The sequence below is a fragment of the Paraburkholderia sp. NPDC080076 genome (assembly GCF_050281145.1).
Classification (GTDB): domain Bacteria; phylum Pseudomonadota; class Gammaproteobacteria; order Burkholderiales; family Burkholderiaceae; genus Paraburkholderia.
This window is the reverse complement of sequence record NZ_JBNNWQ010000016.1, coordinates 72,421-89,785: the sequence shown is the minus strand read 5'-3', so window position 1 is coordinate 89,785 and position 17,365 is coordinate 72,421. Positions and strand designations below refer to the sequence as shown.

Annotated in this window: 21 protein-coding genes; 1 reads left to right on the top strand and 20 read right to left on the bottom strand. The window is 62.6% G+C overall.

Going from position 1 to position 17,365, the window contains the following annotated elements; genetic code table 11:
• Position 1: 1 nt before the first annotated feature.
• The 4 genes from ACQKRQ_RS39175 to ACQKRQ_RS39160 form a co-directional block, all read right to left on the bottom strand.
• A complete protein-coding gene (locus tag ACQKRQ_RS39175; protein WP_408317076.1) occupies positions 2 to 757 on the bottom strand; it encodes a cytochrome c1 in 756 nt (251 codons plus the stop codon).
• A 22-nt stretch (positions 758 to 779) separates the two neighbouring features.
• The gene (locus tag ACQKRQ_RS39170; RefSeq protein WP_132376756.1) at positions 780 to 2,159 is read right to left on the bottom strand and encodes a cytochrome b; all 1,380 of its coding nucleotides are present in this window, start codon (positions 2,157 to 2,159) and stop codon (positions 780 to 782) included.
• Positions 2,159 to 2,779, bottom strand: a complete 621-nt coding sequence (petA, locus tag ACQKRQ_RS39165; RefSeq protein ID WP_012434493.1) for a ubiquinol-cytochrome c reductase iron-sulfur subunit — start codon at positions 2,777 to 2,779, stop codon at positions 2,159 to 2,161. Before petA ends, ACQKRQ_RS39170 begins: the two co-directional genes overlap by 1 nt.
• A gap of 231 nt (positions 2,780 to 3,010) precedes the next feature.
• The gene (locus tag ACQKRQ_RS39160) at positions 3,011 to 3,757 is read right to left on the bottom strand and encodes a Nif3-like dinuclear metal center hexameric protein (protein ID WP_106284204.1); all 747 of its coding nucleotides are present in this window, start codon (positions 3,755 to 3,757) and stop codon (positions 3,011 to 3,013) included.
• 19 nt (positions 3,758 to 3,776) lie between these two features.
• On the opposite strand from ACQKRQ_RS39160, the gene ACQKRQ_RS39155 reads away from it, so the two are divergent.
• Positions 3,777 to 4,997 (top strand): Do family serine endopeptidase, encoded by a 1,221-nt coding sequence (locus ACQKRQ_RS39155; protein WP_408179076.1) that lies wholly within the window; start codon positions 3,777 to 3,779, stop codon positions 4,995 to 4,997.
• A 141-nt stretch (positions 4,998 to 5,138) separates the two neighbouring features.
• Here ACQKRQ_RS39155 and tatC read toward each other — a convergent pair whose 3' ends face one another.
• The 16 genes from tatC to murA form a co-directional block, all read right to left on the bottom strand.
• Positions 5,139 to 5,924 (bottom strand): twin-arginine translocase subunit TatC, encoded by a 786-nt coding sequence (tatC, locus tag ACQKRQ_RS39150; RefSeq protein ID WP_132376754.1) that lies wholly within the window; start codon positions 5,922 to 5,924, stop codon positions 5,139 to 5,141.
• Between the two features lie 34 nt (positions 5,925 to 5,958).
• Positions 5,959 to 6,486: a Sec-independent protein translocase protein TatB gene (gene tatB, locus ACQKRQ_RS39145; protein ID WP_132376753.1), complete on the bottom strand. Its 528-nt coding sequence runs from the start codon at positions 6,484 to 6,486 to the stop codon at positions 5,959 to 5,961.
• A 39-nt stretch (positions 6,487 to 6,525) separates the two neighbouring features.
• Positions 6,526 to 6,765: a Sec-independent protein translocase subunit TatA gene (tatA, locus tag ACQKRQ_RS39140; protein ID WP_132376752.1), complete on the bottom strand. Its 240-nt coding sequence runs from the start codon at positions 6,763 to 6,765 to the stop codon at positions 6,526 to 6,528.
• A 228-nt stretch (positions 6,766 to 6,993) separates the two neighbouring features.
• Positions 6,994 to 7,359: a histidine triad nucleotide-binding protein gene (locus ACQKRQ_RS39135; protein WP_342960584.1), complete on the bottom strand. Its 366-nt coding sequence runs from the start codon at positions 7,357 to 7,359 to the stop codon at positions 6,994 to 6,996.
• An 81-nt stretch (positions 7,360 to 7,440) separates the two neighbouring features.
• A complete protein-coding gene (locus ACQKRQ_RS39130) occupies positions 7,441 to 7,836 on the bottom strand; it encodes a DUF4870 family protein (RefSeq protein ID WP_408179074.1) in 396 nt (131 codons plus the stop codon).
• Between the two features lie 92 nt (positions 7,837 to 7,928).
• Complete coding sequence (locus tag ACQKRQ_RS39125; RefSeq protein WP_132376750.1) at positions 7,929 to 8,324, bottom strand: phosphoribosyl-ATP diphosphatase; 396 nt, start codon at positions 8,322 to 8,324, stop codon at positions 7,929 to 7,931.
• A complete protein-coding gene (hisI, locus tag ACQKRQ_RS39120; protein WP_207915672.1) occupies positions 8,321 to 8,731 on the bottom strand; it encodes a phosphoribosyl-AMP cyclohydrolase in 411 nt (136 codons plus the stop codon). Before hisI ends, ACQKRQ_RS39125 begins: the two co-directional genes overlap by 4 nt.
• Before the next feature lies 1 nt (position 8,732).
• Positions 8,733 to 9,506, bottom strand: coding sequence for an imidazole glycerol phosphate synthase subunit HisF (gene hisF, locus ACQKRQ_RS39115; RefSeq protein WP_013589770.1), 774 nt, complete (start codon positions 9,504 to 9,506; stop codon positions 8,733 to 8,735).
• A gap of 153 nt (positions 9,507 to 9,659) precedes the next feature.
• A complete protein-coding gene (gene hisA / locus ACQKRQ_RS39110; protein WP_042329166.1) occupies positions 9,660 to 10,412 on the bottom strand; it encodes a 1-(5-phosphoribosyl)-5-[(5-phosphoribosylamino)methylideneamino]imidazole-4-carboxamide isomerase in 753 nt (250 codons plus the stop codon).
• 214 nt (positions 10,413 to 10,626) lie between these two features.
• Positions 10,627 to 11,268: an imidazole glycerol phosphate synthase subunit HisH gene (hisH, locus tag ACQKRQ_RS39105; RefSeq protein WP_408179073.1), complete on the bottom strand. Its 642-nt coding sequence runs from the start codon at positions 11,266 to 11,268 to the stop codon at positions 10,627 to 10,629.
• Positions 11,265 to 11,885 (bottom strand): MarC family protein, encoded by a 621-nt coding sequence (locus ACQKRQ_RS39100; RefSeq protein ID WP_132376748.1) that lies wholly within the window; start codon positions 11,883 to 11,885, stop codon positions 11,265 to 11,267. Before ACQKRQ_RS39100 ends, hisH begins: the two co-directional genes overlap by 4 nt.
• Positions 11,886 to 11,975: 90 nt before the next feature.
• The gene (hisB, locus tag ACQKRQ_RS39095) at positions 11,976 to 12,563 is read right to left on the bottom strand and encodes an imidazoleglycerol-phosphate dehydratase HisB (protein WP_064267519.1); all 588 of its coding nucleotides are present in this window, start codon (positions 12,561 to 12,563) and stop codon (positions 11,976 to 11,978) included.
• A 115-nt stretch (positions 12,564 to 12,678) separates the two neighbouring features.
• Positions 12,679 to 13,749 carry a histidinol-phosphate transaminase gene (hisC, locus tag ACQKRQ_RS39090; protein ID WP_408317069.1) on the bottom strand — a complete coding sequence of 357 codons (1,071 nt, stop codon included), beginning with the start codon at positions 13,747 to 13,749 and terminating at the stop codon, positions 12,679 to 12,681.
• Positions 13,750 to 13,928: 179 nt separating this feature from the next.
• Positions 13,929 to 15,251, bottom strand: coding sequence for a histidinol dehydrogenase (hisD, locus tag ACQKRQ_RS39085; protein WP_132376746.1), 1,323 nt, complete (start codon positions 15,249 to 15,251; stop codon positions 13,929 to 13,931).
• Positions 15,252 to 15,304: 53 nt separating this feature from the next.
• The gene (gene hisG, locus ACQKRQ_RS39080) at positions 15,305 to 16,003 is read right to left on the bottom strand and encodes an ATP phosphoribosyltransferase (protein ID WP_132376745.1); all 699 of its coding nucleotides are present in this window, start codon (positions 16,001 to 16,003) and stop codon (positions 15,305 to 15,307) included.
• A complete protein-coding gene (murA, locus tag ACQKRQ_RS39075; protein ID WP_342960588.1) occupies positions 16,000 to 17,262 on the bottom strand; it encodes a UDP-N-acetylglucosamine 1-carboxyvinyltransferase in 1,263 nt (420 codons plus the stop codon). Before murA ends, hisG begins: the two co-directional genes overlap by 4 nt.
• Positions 17,263 to 17,365: the final 103 nt, after the last annotated feature.

The window sequence follows — 17,365 nt, the reverse complement described above, 5'->3', positions numbered from 1 at the left end:
ATTATTTGATATGTTTCCAGTACGCGGCGTTCAATCGCCAGGCGAAAAAGCTCAGGATACCGAGGAACAACAGCACCCACACGCCAAGCTGTTTGCGGGTTTTCTGGGTCGGTTCGGACATCCATGACAGGTACGACACAAGGTCGGCCACAGCAGAATCATAATCTACCGGCGACATCGTCCCCGGAGTGACCTGCTGGAAGCCGACAAATTTGTGTACCGTCTCGCCAGTTTTTTCGTCGGTTTCGTCACCGAACTTCGCGGTACGTTGCCCCTGAAGCTGCCACAGCACGTGAGGCATGCTCACGTTTTCATACACCAGATTGTTCCAGCCGGTCGGCCGCGTATTGTCGCGGTAAAAGCTGCGCAAATACGTGTACAGCCAATCCTTGCCGCGCGCTCGCGCTTCCACCGACAAATCCGGCGGACTCGCGCCGAACCACGCTTGCGCGTCGGCCGGACGCATCGCCACGGTCATGGTGTTGCCGACTTTATCCGTGGTGAAGAGCAGGTTCGCCTGAATTTCGTTCGGCGTAATGCCGATGTCGGTCAGGCGGTTGTAGCGCATCAGGTTCGCGCTGTGGCAATTCAGGCAGTAGTTTACAAACAATTGCGCGCCGTGCTGCAAAGAAGCGAAATTCTCCGCGTTATCCGGCGCGCGGTCGAGAGGGAAATTCTCGTCCGCGTAAGCCGGGGCGGCCAGCACCGCGAGCAGTGTCGCGCCGATCAGCGCGCACTTCGTAAGCAGTTTTTTCATTTCGTGTTCTCCTGGCTCGCGATTAGTGAGGCTTGAACCGCACCCGTTCGGGCGGCTGCTTGAACGTGCCAAGCCGCGTCCAGAACGGCATACCGAGGAAAAACGCGAAGTAGATCAGCGCGCAGATCTGGGCGATCAACGTGGCGGCCGGCGACGGCGGTTTAGTGCCGAGGAAAGCCAACGTCAGGAACGCGGCCACGAAGATGCCGTAGAACACCTTGTGAAAAAACGGCCGGTAACGGATCGACTTGACCGGCGAGCGGTCGAGCCACGGCAGGAAGAACAGCGACACCACCGCACTGCCCATCACCACCACGCCCCAGAACTTCGACTCCGTGAACGCCATGGCCAGAATCACCAGCACCGCGAGCACCGGCAGGCCGAGCTTCCATTTCCCGCGCGCGCGCACCAGCGCGAGCAGGCCGAGCAGCCCGATCACGACCATCAGCACGATCTTGAACGGATCCGTAGTGGCGCGCAGCATCGCGTAGAAGGCGGTGAAGTACCACACCGGGGCGATTTCAGGCGGCGTCTGCAGCGGGTTGGCCGGCACGAAGTTGTTCGCTTCGAGGAAGTAGCCGCCCATCTCCGGCGCGAAGAAGATGATCGCCGCGAAGATCAGCAGGAACACCGTCACGCCCATGAAATCGTGCACCGAGTAGTAGGGGTGGAACGGGATGCCGTCGAGCGGAATGCCGTCCGGGCCCTTCTTCGCCTTGATTTCGATGCCGTCCGGGTTGTTCGATCCCACTTCGTGCAGCGCGACCAGGTGGGCGACCACCAGACCGATCAGCACCAGCGGAATCGCGATCACGTGAAACGCGAAGAAGCGGTTCAGCGTGACATCGGAGACCACATAGTCGCCGCGAATCCACAGCGACAGATCCGGCCCGATGAACGGAATCGCCGAGAACAGGTTCACGATCACCTGCGCGCCCCAGAACGACATTTGCCCCCACGGCAGCAGATAGCCGAAAAAGGCCTCGGCCATCAGGCACAGGAAAATCGCGCAGCCGAAGATCCACACCAGTTCGCGCGGCTTGCGGTACGAGCCGTACATCAGCCCGCGGAACATATGCAGATACACGACGACGAAAAACATCGACGCGCCCGTGGAGTGCATATAGCGGATCAGCCAGCCCCACGGCACCTCGCGCATGATGTACTCGACCGACGAGAACGCAAGCGTCGCGTCGGGCTTGTAGTTCATGGTGAGGAAGATGCCGGTGACGATCTGGTTGACCAGCACCAGGAGCGCAAGCGAACCGAAGAAGTACCAGAAGTTGAAGTTCTTCGGCGCGTAGTACTCGGAAACGTGCTTCTTCCAGGTGGAAGTCATCGGAAAGCGCCGGTCGATCCAGCCGACCAGCCCGGTCGTCTCTACTTCGTGTTCGATCGCCATTACGCTTCTCCTTTCTCGTCCTTGCCGATCACGAGGCCGGTGGCCGAGGTGAACATGTAAGGCGGGATGTCGAGGTTCTGCGGCGCAGGTTTGTTCTTGAAGACGCGGCCGGCCATGTCATAGGTCGAGCCGTGGCAAGGGCACAGGAAGCCGCCTGGCCAGTCGTCTGGAAGATTGGGCTGCGCGCCCTCCTGGAAGCGCGGCGTCGGCGTGCAACCCAGATGGGTGCACACGGCGACGGCGACGAAAAGGTTCTTGTGGTCAGTGCGTGAACGGAACTCGTTGTTGCAGTACTCCGGCAACGGCATCGAAAAAGGATTCTTGGTGTGGGGATCCGCTACTTCGTTATCGGCTTTCTGGACATCGGCGAGCATCCGGTCGGTGCGGTTGATGATCCACACCGGCTTACCGCGCCAGGCAACGGTCTTCATGTCGCCGGGCTTGAGATCGCTGATATCGACTTCGACCGGGGCACCTGCTGCCTTGGCCTTTTCAGATGGTGCAAACGAACTAACAAAGGGTACGACAGTGGCAACGCCTCCTATGCCACCTGCTACGGTCGTCGCTATCAGCCAGGTACGGCGGCTGCCGTCGACGCGTTCATCTTCCTTGTCTCGCATCACACGCCCCACTTCTGAGTTGGATTTTTCCTTCACGTCTCTTCTACCGCCGCTAGTTTGCGCGAATGGAGTCGCCATTTACAAGGGCCGATTGCCAAAAACCGTGCGAAGCCTTTGATAAATCAGGGTTTCTCCGTACGAATCGCAAACCTTTTTGCACCTCCTTTTAAGTGCCCCCTCCGTTATTCGTGCCTTTTTCTACGCTAATGCGTTTTACCTGATTCTTGCGATTCAAACGGGATTGGGGATATCGATAAAGAGGTGCTCGATATCGAACTGCTCGGACAGATGCTTGCCCACCGCCTGCACGCCGAAGCGCTCGGTGGCATGGTGGCCCGCCGCGAGAAAAGCCACTCCGCTTTCCGCCGATGTGTGCATCACCGACTCCGACACTTCGCCGGTCAGATAAACGTCCGCGCCAGCGTTGATGGCCGCGTCGAACATGCCTTGCGCGGCACCCGTGCACCAGCCCACGCGGCGCAGTTCGCGGTCCGCGTCGCCGAACACGAGCGGCGTGCGGCCGAGCGTCTGTTCGACTTGCGCGGTGAAGTGCGCGAGCGTGATTGGCATGGGAAACGTGGCGAGCCAGCCGAGATCGTTCTCGCCGAAGCGCGCGTCGCTGATCCAGCCCATCTTCTGGCCGATCTGCGCGTTGTTGCCGAACTCGGGATGGTCGTCGAGCGGCAGGTGATAGGCGAACAGGTTCAGGTCGTTGGCGATCAGCAGCTTCAGCCGCGCGTGTTTGCGGCCGGTGATCTGCGGCGCTTCGTTGCGCCAGAAGTAGCCGTGATGGACCAGCACGGCGTCCGCACCCCAATCGAGCGCCGCCTCCAGGAAGGCCGCCGAAGCGGTCACGCCGGTCGCGAGCTTATTGATCTTGCGACGCCCTTCGACCTGCAGTCCATTGGGGCAATAGTCCTTGAAGCGCGCGGTTTCAAGGAGATTGTTCAAGTACAATTCAAGTTCGATCCGATCCATATAAACCTCTAGTCTTCAGATGCTTAGACGCTTTTGGCTGTTCTTTGCCCAAGCGGTGACCGTGCTGTTGGCGCTCATGTTCATCATTGCGACCCTCAAACCGCAGTGGCTCCAGCGTCAAGGGCAATTCGGCAAGCAACTCGCCGAACCGATCGTCGCCCTGCGGGAAGTAGCGCCAGGCATCGGCAGCGGCCCAGCTCAGGCGTCGTACGCGGACGCCGCACAAAAGGCCATGCCCGCGGTCGTCAATGTGTTCTCCAGCAAGGATGGCTCACTGCCACCCGACCCGCGCGCAAAAGATCCGCTGTTCCGCTACTTCTTCGGCGACAAGAACCGCAAGCAGCAGGAACAGCCCGCGTCCAATCTGGGCTCCGGCGTGATAGTGAGTTCGGAAGGTTACATTCTAACGAACCAGCACGTCGTGGACGGCGCCGATCAGATCGAAATCGCGCTGGCCGACGGCCGCACCACGAATGCGAAGGTGATCGGCGTCGATCCGGAAACGGATCTGGCCGTGCTCAAGGTCAACATGACCAATCTGCCCACCATCACGCTCGGCCGCATGGATCAGACGCGCGTGGGCGACGTGGTGCTGGCGATCGGCAATCCGTTCGGCGTCGGCCAGACGGTGACCATGGGTATCGTCAGCGCGCTCGGGCGCAACCACCTCGGCATCAACACGTTCGAAAACTTCATTCAGACCGACGCGGCCATCAACCCCGGCAATTCGGGTGGCGCGCTCGTCGACGTGAACGGCAATCTGCTCGGCATCAACACCGCGATCTATTCGCGCTCGGGCGGCTCGCTCGGCATCGGCTTCGCGATTCCCGTCTCGACGGCGCGCAGCGTGCTCGAGAGCATCATCACCACGGGTTCGGTCACGCGCGGCTGGATCGGCGTCGAACCGCAGGACGTCACGCCGGAAATCGCCGAATCGTTTGGGCTGGATCAGAAGTCGGGCGCGATTGTCGCGGGCGTGCTGAAGAACGGTCCCGCGGACCGCGCGGGCATCAAGCCGGGCGACATTCTCATGAGCGTGAATGGCCAGGAAATCACCGACACCACGCGTCTCCTGAATGTGATCGCGCAGATCAAGCCGGGCACGGCCGCGAAGGTGCATCTCGTGCGCAAGAGCCGCGAGATGGATCTGGAAGTCACGATCGGCAAACGGCCGCCTCCGCCGAAGCAACCGGCCGAGGACAACGGCGGTGGTGGTGAGCAAGATGATGACGGGGGCTGACGTATAGAGCGAAGAGCGCAATCGCGAGGGCAACGCCTCAACGGCAGCTGCAAGCACAAGCAACGCGCCGCGCATCAGGCAAAAAGGGCAGTCCATAACGGACTGCCCTTTTGTCTTTGCGTGAGCGGCCGAAGCGCTACGTCATTGACTCGGCGGCGGGCTCGCGTCTTCGATCACCACCGGCTGCTTGCCAACAATCAACCGGGCCGCGATGATCCCTGCCTCGTACAACACGATCAGCGGAATCGCCAGAATCAATTGCGAGAACACGTCCGGCGGCGTGACCACGGCCGAGATAACAAAGGCGCCGACGATCACATAGGGACGAATCTCCTTGAGCTTCTTGAGCGTCACCACGTTCATGCGCACCAACAGCACCACGACGATCGGCACTTCGAACGTCACGCCGAATGCGATGAACATGGTCAACACGAAGCTCAGGTAATTGTCGATGTCCGTGGTCATCTCCGCGCCGAGTGGCGCGTTGTAGTGCGCCATCACGCGGAAGATAGTTGGGAACACCACGAAATACGCGAACGCCATGCCGCACAGGAACAGCGTGTAGCTGCTGCCCACCAGCGGCCCGACCAGTTTCTTCTCGTGCTGATAAAGACCCGGCGCGACGAATGCCCAGATCTGATACAGCACGATCGGCAGCGCGATCACGAAGGCCACCAGCATGGTCACCTTCATCGGCACGAAGAACGAGCCGGTGACGTCGGTGACGATCATCTTGCCGTCCTTCGGCAGGTTCTGCATCAAAGGCCGCGCCAGCAACCGGAAGATATCCGGCGCCCAGTACACGAGCCCGACGAACACCACGACGACGGCAAGGCCGGCGCGAATGATACGGTCGCGCAATTCAACGAGGTGGGAAATGAAGGTCTCTTCAGTGCCTTCGTCCTGGGTATGCTGGGGGTCGCTCACACCGGCCCTCGGTTAGAGATTGTCGTTCTGATCATCAGAAAAACCGCGTCGGGCGACGCATGCTGGCCGGCGTATGCCGCGCCACGCGCGCCGCACCCGACTGCACACGCGTGCGGCGCGTGGTCGCGCGCTTGTACCAGGTGGGCATGGCCGTCTGCTTGACACGCCAGTTCTTGCGTTTGGGCCCCGCAGCTGGCGTGCTGCTCGGCCACGAGGTGTTACTTGCATTGCCGACGTCTTCAAGCGCGCCACCGGCAATGCTCGGCGACACCGACGTGCCGCTGTTCCACGCGTCGTTCAGTTCGGTCTCGTGCTTGCGCAGATTGTCCTTAACGGAGGTTTCGACGTTGGTCGCGGCGGCTTCGAACTCGCTTTTCATGCGACGCAGTTCGTCGAGTTCGATTTCGCGCGTGACTTCGGCCTTCACGTCGTTGATATACCGCTGCGCACGGCCGAACAGCGCGCCGGCTGTACGGGCGACGCGTGGCAGGCGCTCAGGCCCGAGTACGACCAGCGCGACGACGCCGATCAGCGCCATCTTGGTTAGACCGAGGTCCAGCATGAAGTGGAATGTCCGTCAGTAACGCGGTTAAGCCGCGGCTTAGCGGTAATCGCCCGAACGCGGCGTCTTTTCCTTCGCTTCCACATCCACGGCGCCGTTGCGCGGCAGTTCGCGCTGCTGCGCTTCGCCGCCCGGCGTTTCGGCTTCCTTCATGCCTTCCTTGAAGCCCTTCACCGCGCCACCCAGATCGGTGCCGATATTGCGCAGCTTCTTCGTGCCGAACACGAGCGCCACGATCAACAACACGATCAACCAATGCCAAATACTCAACGAACCCATGACTACTCTCCTTAAACCCGACACCGCACCGTAATGCGGTGAACCTCGTACGCCTTGCGGCATGAATCGAAGCGCGTACGCTTCATCTGAACATTACCGCGAGCCCTTCCGACTCAACCCGCGACACGGTATGTCATTGTGACCAGACGATCGCGTCGGCGTCGTTACAATGCGGCAAAAACAACGGCCGCGGTATTGTGCGTGACCAAAACTCGCAGCGCAGCCGCGTCAGCCCATGCGCTGCCAGGGGCGCGGCCCCGCGAGAATGTGTGCGTGCAGGTGATACACCTCTTGCCCGCCGCCCGGCCCGGTATTGATTACCGTGCGAAAACCCGTTTCGCCGCCGGTGTACGCCACGCCCAGCTGATCGGCCAGACGTGCCGCCAAAACTAGCATTCTACCAAGCAGCGGCGCATCGCCTTCGGTGCAATTCGACAGCGTGGCGATGTGCTTGCGCGGAATGACCAGCACATGCGTCTCGGCGGCCGGACGAATGTCGCGGAAGGCGACGAATTCGTCGTCTTCATGGACTTTGGTCGACGGGATCGCGCCGGCGGCGATTTTGCAGAAAAGGCAGTTCGGGTCGTGGCTCATCGTATTCCTGACACAGTATGGCTGAAGCGCGAAGCGTACGCGGCGCGATTCATGTCAGGCCCGGCAACCGTCGGACGAAACTCAGAACCAGGCGCGCGGATTCGCGAGCGGCTTGTTATCGTACAGATACAGCCAGCCTTTGATAATACGGTACAACATCCAGATGCTCACGGCCCACAGGACCGGAATGCCGATCACCACGAACAGCAGCACGCCGCCGATCGCATAACCCAGCAAGGCCATCCAGAAGGAGCGGATCTGCCACTCGAAATGGGCTTCGTACGGCGTGCCCACCACGTCGGGCCGCTTCACGTAGTTGATGATGATCGCGATCAGGATCGTCAGGCCGCCTGTCAGCCAGTGGACCGCATACAGCGCGTACAGAACGTGGGTGAGCGTGCGCAGGCTGCGTTCGCGCTCTGGCTCGATAGCATTGCGATAGACCGGCGGCGGATAGCTTTCGTGCGACTGTTCCATGCTTGCGTCCTCCCAAGGATGCGATCAGATGCGTTCAGTGCAATATGGGCGCCGGTGCTCCCCACTTCAAGACGCGAGCGGCCCAACGACGATCAGTCGCCGTTCTGCTCGCGGTCGCGGCTCTTGCGTAGCGCCTTCTCCTCGATGCCCGACATGCCTTCGCGGCGCTCCAGCTCGGCGAGCACGTCCGCCGGGCTCAGATCGAAGTGCGACAGCATCACGAGGCAGTGAAACCACAGGTCCGCGACTTCACCGACCAGCGCCTTCGGCGCGCCGCCGTGGCGCGCATCCTTGGCGGCCAGCACGACTTCGGTGGCTTCTTCGCCGATCTTCTTCAGCACCGCGTCGTCGCCCTTGTGGAACAGGCGCGACACGTACGACACGTCCGGATCGCCGCCCTTGCGGCTGTCGATGATCGCCGCGAGGCGCAGCAGCGTGTCATTCGTGGTCGCGGGGTCGGACGACGTGGTTTGCGTGGATTGCGTCATTTGTAGATGTGTTCGGGGTCTTTCAGCACGGGATCGACGGCGACCCAGTCGCCATCGTCCACCGCGCCTTCGAATTTCTGGAAAAAGCACGAGTGGCGGCCGGTGTGACAGGCAATGCCCGACACCTGCTCCACTTTCAGCAGCACGACGTCTTCGTCGCAATCGAGCCGCACCTCGTGCACATGCTGCACATGGCCGGACTCTTCGCCCTTGAACCACAGACGCTGACGCGAGCGCGAGAAATACACTGCGCGGTTCGTTTCGATGGTCTTGGCAAGGGCTTCGCGGTTCATCCACGCGAACATCAGCACGTCGTTCGTCGACGCCTCCTGCGCGATCACCGGCACGAGGCCGTTCGCGTCCCACCTGACCTTGTCGAGCCAATTGACTGCCGAGGGATTCACCACGTCACAACCTCACCGAAATGCCCTGATCGGCCATGAAGCGCTTGGCCTCGCCCACGGTGTGTTCGCCGTAGTGGAAGATGCTCGCGGCGAGTACTGCGTCCGCGTGGCCGCTCTTGATGCCGTCGGCCAGATGCTGCAGATTGCCCACGCCGCCCGAAGCGATCACCGGAATCGGCACTGCGTCGGACACCGCGCGCGTGAGTGCGAGGTCGAAACCGCTCTTCGTGCCGTCGCGGTCCATGCTGGTGAGCAGGATTTCACCAGCGCCGAGTTCGGCCATCTTGCGCGCCCATTCGACGGCTTCGAGGCCAGTGGCCTTGCGTCCGCCGTGCGTGAAGACTTCCCAGCGCGGCGGCTCGCCGTCCGCGGAGACGCGCTTTGCGTCGATCGCGACGACGATGCACTGCGAGCCGTATTTGTCCGTCGCGTCTTTCACGAGCTGCGGATTCGCCACCGCCGACGAGTTCATGCTGATCTTGTCCGCGCCCGCGTTCAGCAGGCGCCGCACGTCTTCGACGGCGCGCACGCCGCCGCCGACCGTCAGCGGAATGAACACTTGCGAGGCGACCGCTTCGATGATCGGCAGGATCAGATCGCGCTGATCCGAGGTCGCGGTGATATCGAGGAAGGTGAGTTCGTCGGCGCCCTGATCGTCGTAGCGGCGGGCGATTTCGACCGGGTCGCCCGCATCGCGTAGTTCGACGAAGTTGACGCCCTTGACCACGCGGCCAGCCGTGACGTCGAGACAGGGGATGATGCGTTTAGCTAGAGCCATGATCTTGCAATTCTGCCAATACCGCTGATGAGGCCGCTCGCTTTGAATTTCAGACGAACGGCACAGTGCCGGCGCGGCGAGCCGCGCGCGCCGGGCGCCCTGAGGCGCCTCTGCGCGAATGATGAGCCAAACGCGACGCCGCTTGAACGACCCTTAAGCGTCGTCCGATTCGCGCAGCCGGTCCGCGAGGGTTTGCGCCGCCGCGAAGTCGAGATCGCCCGAGTAAATCGCCCGGCCGCAGATCACGCCTTCGATGCCTTCGTCTTCGACTTCGCACAGCGATTCGATGTCGGCGAGGTTGGACAAGCCACCGCTCGCGATCACCGGAATCTTCACCGCGCGCGCAAGGCGCACCGTCGCTTCGATGTTAATGCCCTGAAGCATGCCGTCACGGCCGATATCGGTGTAGATGATCGACTCGCAGCCGTAGTCCTCGAACTTGCGCGCGAGATCGGCCACTTCGTGGCCGGTCAGCTTGCTCCATCCGTCGGTCGCGACCTTGCCGTCTTTCGCATCCAGCCCGACGATGATATGGCCGCCGAACGCCGTGCAGGCGTCCTGCAGGAAGCCGGGATTCTTCACCGCCGCCGTGCCGATGATCACGTACGACAAACCGTCGTCCAGATAGCGCTCGATCGTGTTCAGGTCGCGGATGCCGCCGCCCAGCTGCACGGGAATCTCGCCGCCCACTTCCTCGATGATCGCGCGAATCGCGTCTTCATTCTTCGGCTTGCCGGCGAACGCGCCATTCAGGTCGACGAGGTGCAGACGCCGAGCACCGCGATCGACCCAATGTCGGGCCATCGCCGCCGGTTCCTCGGAAAATATCGTCGCCTGGTCCATATCGCCCTGTTTGAGGCGTACACACTGACCGTCTTTCAGGTCGATGGCGGGAATCAGCAGCATAGCAATCGGGTGTTGTCTGGGAAGGGGTTGAAGGTCGGCGGCGGCGGCTGGTGGTCCAGCCCGCCGGGGCGCCGTTTCGCTAGTTTAGTACAACTCTTTCGACGCCCTTGCGCGGCGTCGTGGGTGAGCGAAATCGTGATGTTGCGATTGCGGCGCGCGGCACACGCTCCGCTTGTGGCGAAACGGCGCATGGCAACAGGATGAAGAAAGGCGCTCACGGGTTCCAGTGCACGAAGTTGCGATACACGCGCAGCCCCGCTTCGGCGCTCTTTTCCGGGTGGAATTGGGTCGCGAAGATGTTATCCCGCGCCACCGCCGAGGTAAAGGGCACACCGTACACCGTTTCGCCCGAGGTATGGGCGGCGTTGTCCGGCACCACGTAATAACTGTGCACGAAGTAGAAGAAGGCGTTGTCCGCGACGCCGTCCCACAGTGGGTGCGGCTGCGCCTGACGCACGCGGTTCCAGCCCATTTGCGGGACTTTGAAGCGCGAACCGTCGTCCTGCAACTGGCCTTCCAGGTCGAAGCGCAGCACTTTGCCGGGCAAGAGGCCCAAGCCGGGCGTGCCGCCCTCCGCGCTCCAGTCGAACAGCATCTGCTCGCCGACGCATACGCCCATCAGCGGCTTGCTGCGCGACGCTTCAATCACCGCTTCCTGCAGGCCGGATTCGGCCAGGCTGCGCATGCAGTCCGGCATCGCGCCCTGGCCGGGCAGCACGACGCGGTCGGCCGCGCGAATCGCTTCAGGCTGGTCGACGATCGCCACGTCCGCTTCCGGCGCGGCTTTGCGCAGTGCCTGGGCGACCGAACGCAGGTTGCCCATTCCGTAATCCACAATCGCTATCGAAGTTTTCATTTCAAGTTAGGCAGCAATGCCTTCAATCCGTCGACGATGAATTCCACCGCCAGCGCCGATAACATCAAACCCATGAGCCGCGTGCCGATGTTGATACCCGTGCGACCGACCCAGCGGGCAATCGGTTCGGCGAGCCGCAGCGAAAAAAAGCAGATCGCCGCCAGCACCGCGCCGATCGCGACGAGGCTGATCCGGTCGTACCAATGCGCCGAGCCGGCCGCGTAGATGATCGTGGTGCTGATCGCGCCCGGACCGGTCAACAGCGGAATCGCCAGCGGCACGACCGCGATGTTGTCCTTCTGCTCGGCTTCATGGCGCTCTTCCGGCGTCGAACGGCTGTTGCCGATCTGCGCGTTCAGCATGTTGATCGCCATGAGCAGCATGATGATCCCGCCGCCCACTTCGAGCGAGCCGACCGAAATACCGAAGAAGCTGATGATCTGCTGCCCGAGCAGCGTGGTGATCGTGATCACGCAGAACACCGAAATCGCCGCAATGCGAATGGTTCTACGCCGCTCGGCATCGCTCTGATTCGCCGTCAGGCTCATGAAGAACGGGATCGCGCCGACCGGGTTGATCAGTGCCAGCAGCGAAATAAACGACTTCAGAATGTCCATCGCACACCGGGCGCGAGCGCATCGGCGCTGGTCCCGGTCCTGGTAAGTGAGTTGGCCAGTGAGCCGACCAACGAGCCGGCTAGTGAGCGCTTAAAGGCTGCCCTTGGTCGACGGAATCTGCCCCGCCGCGCGTTCGTCCAGTTCAGTGGCCATGCGCAACGCACGCCCGAACGCCTTGAATACCGTTTCCATCTGATGGTGGGCGTTCAGGCCGCGCAGGTTGTCGATATGCAGCGTGACGCCGGCATGGTTCACGAAGCCGCGGAAAAACTCGATGGACAGATCGACGTCGAACGTGCCGATGCGCGCGCGCGTGAACGGCACATGGAATTCGAGGCCCGGACGGCCGGAAAAATCAATCACGACGCGCGACAGCGCTTCGTCGAGCGGCACGTAGGAATGACCGTAGCGGCGGATGCCCTTGCGGTCGCCGATCGCTTTCGCGACGGCCTGGCCGAGCGTGATCCCGGTGTCTTCGACCGTGTGATGGTCGTCGATATGCAGGTCGCCATGCGCTTCGATTTCGAGGTCGAACAATCCATGCCGCGCGATCTGGTCGAGCATGTGGTCCAGAAACGGCACGCCGGTGGCCAGCTTTTGCTGACCGGTGCCGTCCAGATTGATCTTCACACGGATCTGCGTTTCGCTGGTGTTGCGAACGACTTCCGCAAGGCGCATGGTAATTCCTCGAATCTAGCTAGAAAGCGATAGGTAGGTGGGATGGGAAAACAGCGGGCCACGCGCGCTTTTCCGCAATATGGGAAAACACTTGCGCGGCCGTTCTGCACGCCGTTCAGTTCAGCACGAGTTTCAGTGCAGCGATCAGTTGGGCGTTTTCTTCCGGCGAACCGACGGTCAAACGCACGCAATTGGCCAGCAATGCATGCATTTTACTCACGTTTTTGATGAGAACCCGCGCCGTCAGTAGCGTTTCGAACAGCACCGACGCGTCGGGCACGCGCACCAGCAGGAAATTACCGGCGCTCGGGAACACTTCGGCGCCCGGTAATTGGGACACCGCGTGCGCCAGTTTCGTACGTTCGTCGCGCAATTGCGCGGCTTGCGAGTCGAGCACGTCGACGTGGTCGAGCAGGAAATCTGCGGCGGCTTGCGTGAGCACGTTGGTGTTGTACGGTGGCCGCACTTTGTCGAATTCGGTCAGCCAGCCCGGTTTGCCGACCAGATAGCCGAGACGGATCCCGGCGAGGCCGAGCTTGGACACCGTCCGCATCACGACGACGTTGTCGAACGCGTCGGCGCGCGGCAACCAGCTTTTCTGCGCGAACGGCTGGTAAGCCTCGTCGATCACCACGAGGCTCCTGGTTGCCGCAGCGATGATGCGTTCCATGTCGGCGTCGTCGTACAACGTGCCGGTCGGGTTGTTCGGGTAGGCAAGATAGATGATCGCCGGCTGGTGCTCGGCGATGGCGGCCAGCATCGCTTCGGTGTCGAGCGTGAAGTCCGCTTGCAGCGGCACGCCGATGAACTCGAGATTCGCCAGCTTCGCCGACATCTGATACATCACGAAGCCCGGCACCGGCGCGAGCACCTTGGCGCCCGGCTGCGCGCACGCGACCGACACCATGCTGATGATTTCATCCGAGCCGTTGCCGAGCAGCACGTCGCAGCCGGCCGGCACGCCCATCACACGCTTGATCTTCTCGATCAACGCATCCGGACGCGGCGCCGGATAGCGATTCAGCGCGATGCCGGCCAGGTGCTCGCCCAGATGCGCGGCCAGCACCGGCGGCAGCGTGAACGGATTTTCCATTGCGTCGAGCTTGATGTAGCCCGTGGCGTCGGGGACCGGATAGCTCGTCATCGCGAGCACGTCGCGGCGGATGATGTCTTGAGGTGTCGTCATAGGTCAGGTGAGCGGGCCGCGGGGGGAACGCCGGCCCGGCGTCGGCGGCATGCGGGCCGCCCCAGGTTGGTCTGTGTTGTCTTTATTAAACGGAGAACCGCGCGCAATCCGTCGCCGGCGTTCGCGGGCACCGGCTCGATGCCCGCGTGCCCGCGGTTTCAGCGTCGGATCAACCGCGCTCAGCCGGTTTGCCGCATCCGGTATTCGGCGCTGCGGGCATGCGCCTGCAGGCCTTCGCCGTAAGCGAGCTCGGCGGCGATCTCGCCGAGCGTCTGCGCGCCTTCCGCGCTGACCTCGATCACGCTTGAACGCTTAAAGAAATCATAGACGCCCAAAGGAGACGAGAACCGTGCGGTACGAGACGTAGGCAAAACGTGATTCGGCCCCGCGCAGTAGTCGCCGAGGCTTTCACTGGTGTAGCGGCCGAGGAAGATCGCGCCGGCATGGCGGATCAGCTGGCCCCACTGATGGGGCTCCAGCGCGGAGATTTCGAGGTGTTCCGGGGCGATGTCGTTGGCGATCGCGCAGGCTTGCTCCATATCGCGCACCTTGACCAGCGCGCCGCGGCCTTCCAGCGACGCGCGGATCACGTCGCGGCGCGGCATGGTGGGCAGCAGTTCGTCGATCGCGTCTTTCACGCGGCCGATGAACGCGTCGTCCGGGCACAGCAGAATGGACTGCGCGAGCTCGTCGTGCTCGGCTTGCGAGAACAGGTCCATCGCGACCCAGCGCGGGTCCGTGGTGCCGTCGCACAACACGAGGATTTCCGACGGCCCGGCGATCATGTCGATGCCGACCGTGCCGAACACCCGGCGTTTGGCCGATGCGACGTACGCGTTGCCGGGACCGCAGATCTTGTCGACCGCGGGAATGCTTGCCGTGCCGTAGGCCAGCGCGCCGACCGCCTGCGCGCCGCCGATCGTGAACACGCGGTCCACGCCGCCCAGCAGCGCGGCCGCGAGCACCAGCGGATTCTTCACACCGTCCGGCGTCGGCACGACCATGACGATTTCACGCACGCCGGCCACCCGCGCCGGAATCGCGTTCATCAGCACCGACGACGGATACGCCGCCTTGCCGCCCGGCACGTAGATACCCGCGCGATCCAGCGGCGTGACCTTCTGGCCGAGCACGGTGCCGTCGGCTTCCGTGTACTGCCAGCTATGGCTGCCGCATTCGATCTTCTGCTTCTCGTGGTAACCACGCACCCGCGCCGCCGCCGCTTCGAGCGCCGCACGGCGCTTCGGCTCGAGGCTTTCGAGCGCCGCTTCCAGTTCAGACATCGGCAGTTCGAGCGCGTCGACGCTCTTCGCCTCGACACGGTCGAAGCGCTTCGTGTACTCGAGCACCGCAGCGTCGCCGCGCGCCTTCACGTCGTTCAGAATCTGCGCGACCGAGCGCTCGATTGCTTCGTCTTCGCTCGCCTCGAACGCGAGCACCGCGTGCAGCGACTTCTGGAAGTCGGGAGCGGTGGAATCGAGTTTGCGAATCTTGATAGACATACGGGTATCCGTTTCGGTAAGGCGCGCTTTAGAACGTGGTCACACTGACACGATCAGGCCGTTGCGGCGCCGGCTTTCGACGCGCGTTCGAACGCGTCGAGAATCGGCCGCAACGCGGCGCGCTTGAGCTTCAGCGCCGCCTGATTCACAACGAGGCGCGACGAAATCTGCATGATCTCCTCCACCTCGACCAGATTGTTGGCGCGCAAGGTATTGCCCGAGCTCACCAGGTCGACGATCGCATCGGCGAGACCGACCAGCGGTGCCAGTTCCATCGAACCATACAGCTTGATCAGATCGACGTGCACGCCCTTGGCGGCAAAATGCTCACGGGCGGTTTCAACGTACTTGGTCGCCACCCGCAAACGGGCGCCCTGGCGCACCGCATTCGCATAATCGAAACCGGCGGCGACCGCGACCGACATGCGGCAACGCGCAATATCCAGGTCGACCGGCTGATATAGGCCGCTGCCGCCGTGTTCGAGCAGCACGTCCTTGCCCGCCACGCCGAAGTCGGCCGCGCCGTATTCGACATAGGTCGGCACGTCGGTGGCGCGCACGATGATCACGCGCAGGTTCGCGTCCGTGGTCGGCAAGATCAGCTTGCGCGAGGTTTCCGGGTCTTCGGCCACTTCGATGCCGGCTGCGGCGAGCAGCGGCAAGGTCTCCTCGAAGATACGCCCTTTCGACAACGCCAGCGTGAGCGGTGCGCTCACCGCCGGCGACGACGAAGTTTGCGCCATGGCGCTCATGCCTGGCTCCCCGAGACACGGCGCACCTTCGCGCCGATGGCGGTGAGTTTGGTTTCCATCCGGTCGTAACCACGGTCGAGGTGATAGATCCGGTCGATCAGCGTTTCACCGTCGGCGCGCAAGGCGGCAATCACGAGACTCGCGGACGCGCGCAGATCGGTCGCCATCACCTTCGCGCCGGACAGCTGGTCGACACCGGTCACGAGCGCGGTGTTGCCGTCGATCGTGATGTTGGCGCCGAGACGGTTCAGTTCCTGCACGTGCATGAAGCGGTTTTCGAAGATCGTTTCGACGACCTGCGAGGTGCCCGTCGCGATCGTGTTCAGCGCCATGAACTGCGCCTGCATGTCGGTCGGGAACGCCGGGTATTCGGAGGTGCGGAACGTGACCGCGCTCGGCCGCTTGTCCATGCGCACGCGCATCCAGTCGTCGCCCTCTTCGATCGTGACGCCGGCTTCGCGCAGCTTTTCGGTGACCGCTTCGAGAATCAGCGGACGCACTTTGCGCAACGTGACATCGCCACCGGCTGCCGCCACCGCGCACAGGAACGTGCCGGCTTCGATCCGGTCCGGAATCACCGTGTGCTTCGCGCCATGCAGCTTGTCGACGCCCTGGATCACGAGACGGTCCGTGCCGATGCCTTCGATGTTCGCGCCCATCTCGACCAGCAGATGCGCGAGATCGCCAACTTCCGGCTCACGCGCCGCGTTCTCGATGACGGTTTCGCCTTCGGCCAGCACGGCGGCCATCAGCAGGTTTTCGGTGCCGGTCACGGTGATCATGTCGGTGACGATGCGCGCCCCCTTCAGACGCTTCGCGCGCGCTTCGATGAAGCCGTGCTCGATCGTGATCTCGGCGCCCATGGCCTGCAGGCCTTTGATGTGCTGATCCACCGGACGCGCGCCGATCGCGCAGCCACCCGGCAGCGAAACACGCGCGTGACCGAAGCGCGCGACCAGCGGGCCGAGCACGAGGATCGACGCGCGCATGGTCTTCACCATCTCGTACGGCGCGACGAGGTTATCGACCTTCGACGCGTTCAGCGACACACGCCCGTCGCCGCTCTCGATCTGCACGCCCATCTGGCCGAGCAGCTTGAGCATCGTGCGCACGTCCTGCAAGTCGGGCACGTTTTCCAGATGCACCGGCTCCGCGCTGAGCAGACTCGCGCACAGAATCGGCAACGCCGCATTCTTCGCACCCGAGACGACGACTTCACCCGACAGCGGGTAGCCACCTTCAATGACGAGTTTATCCATGCCTGTCAGTTCCTGATTGACCCGGACTTCGGCCGGGGCTGCTTTGACTGTGTTCGGCGCGCCGCTACCGGCGTCACGCCCTTCTTGAGTAATTCGCACTAAA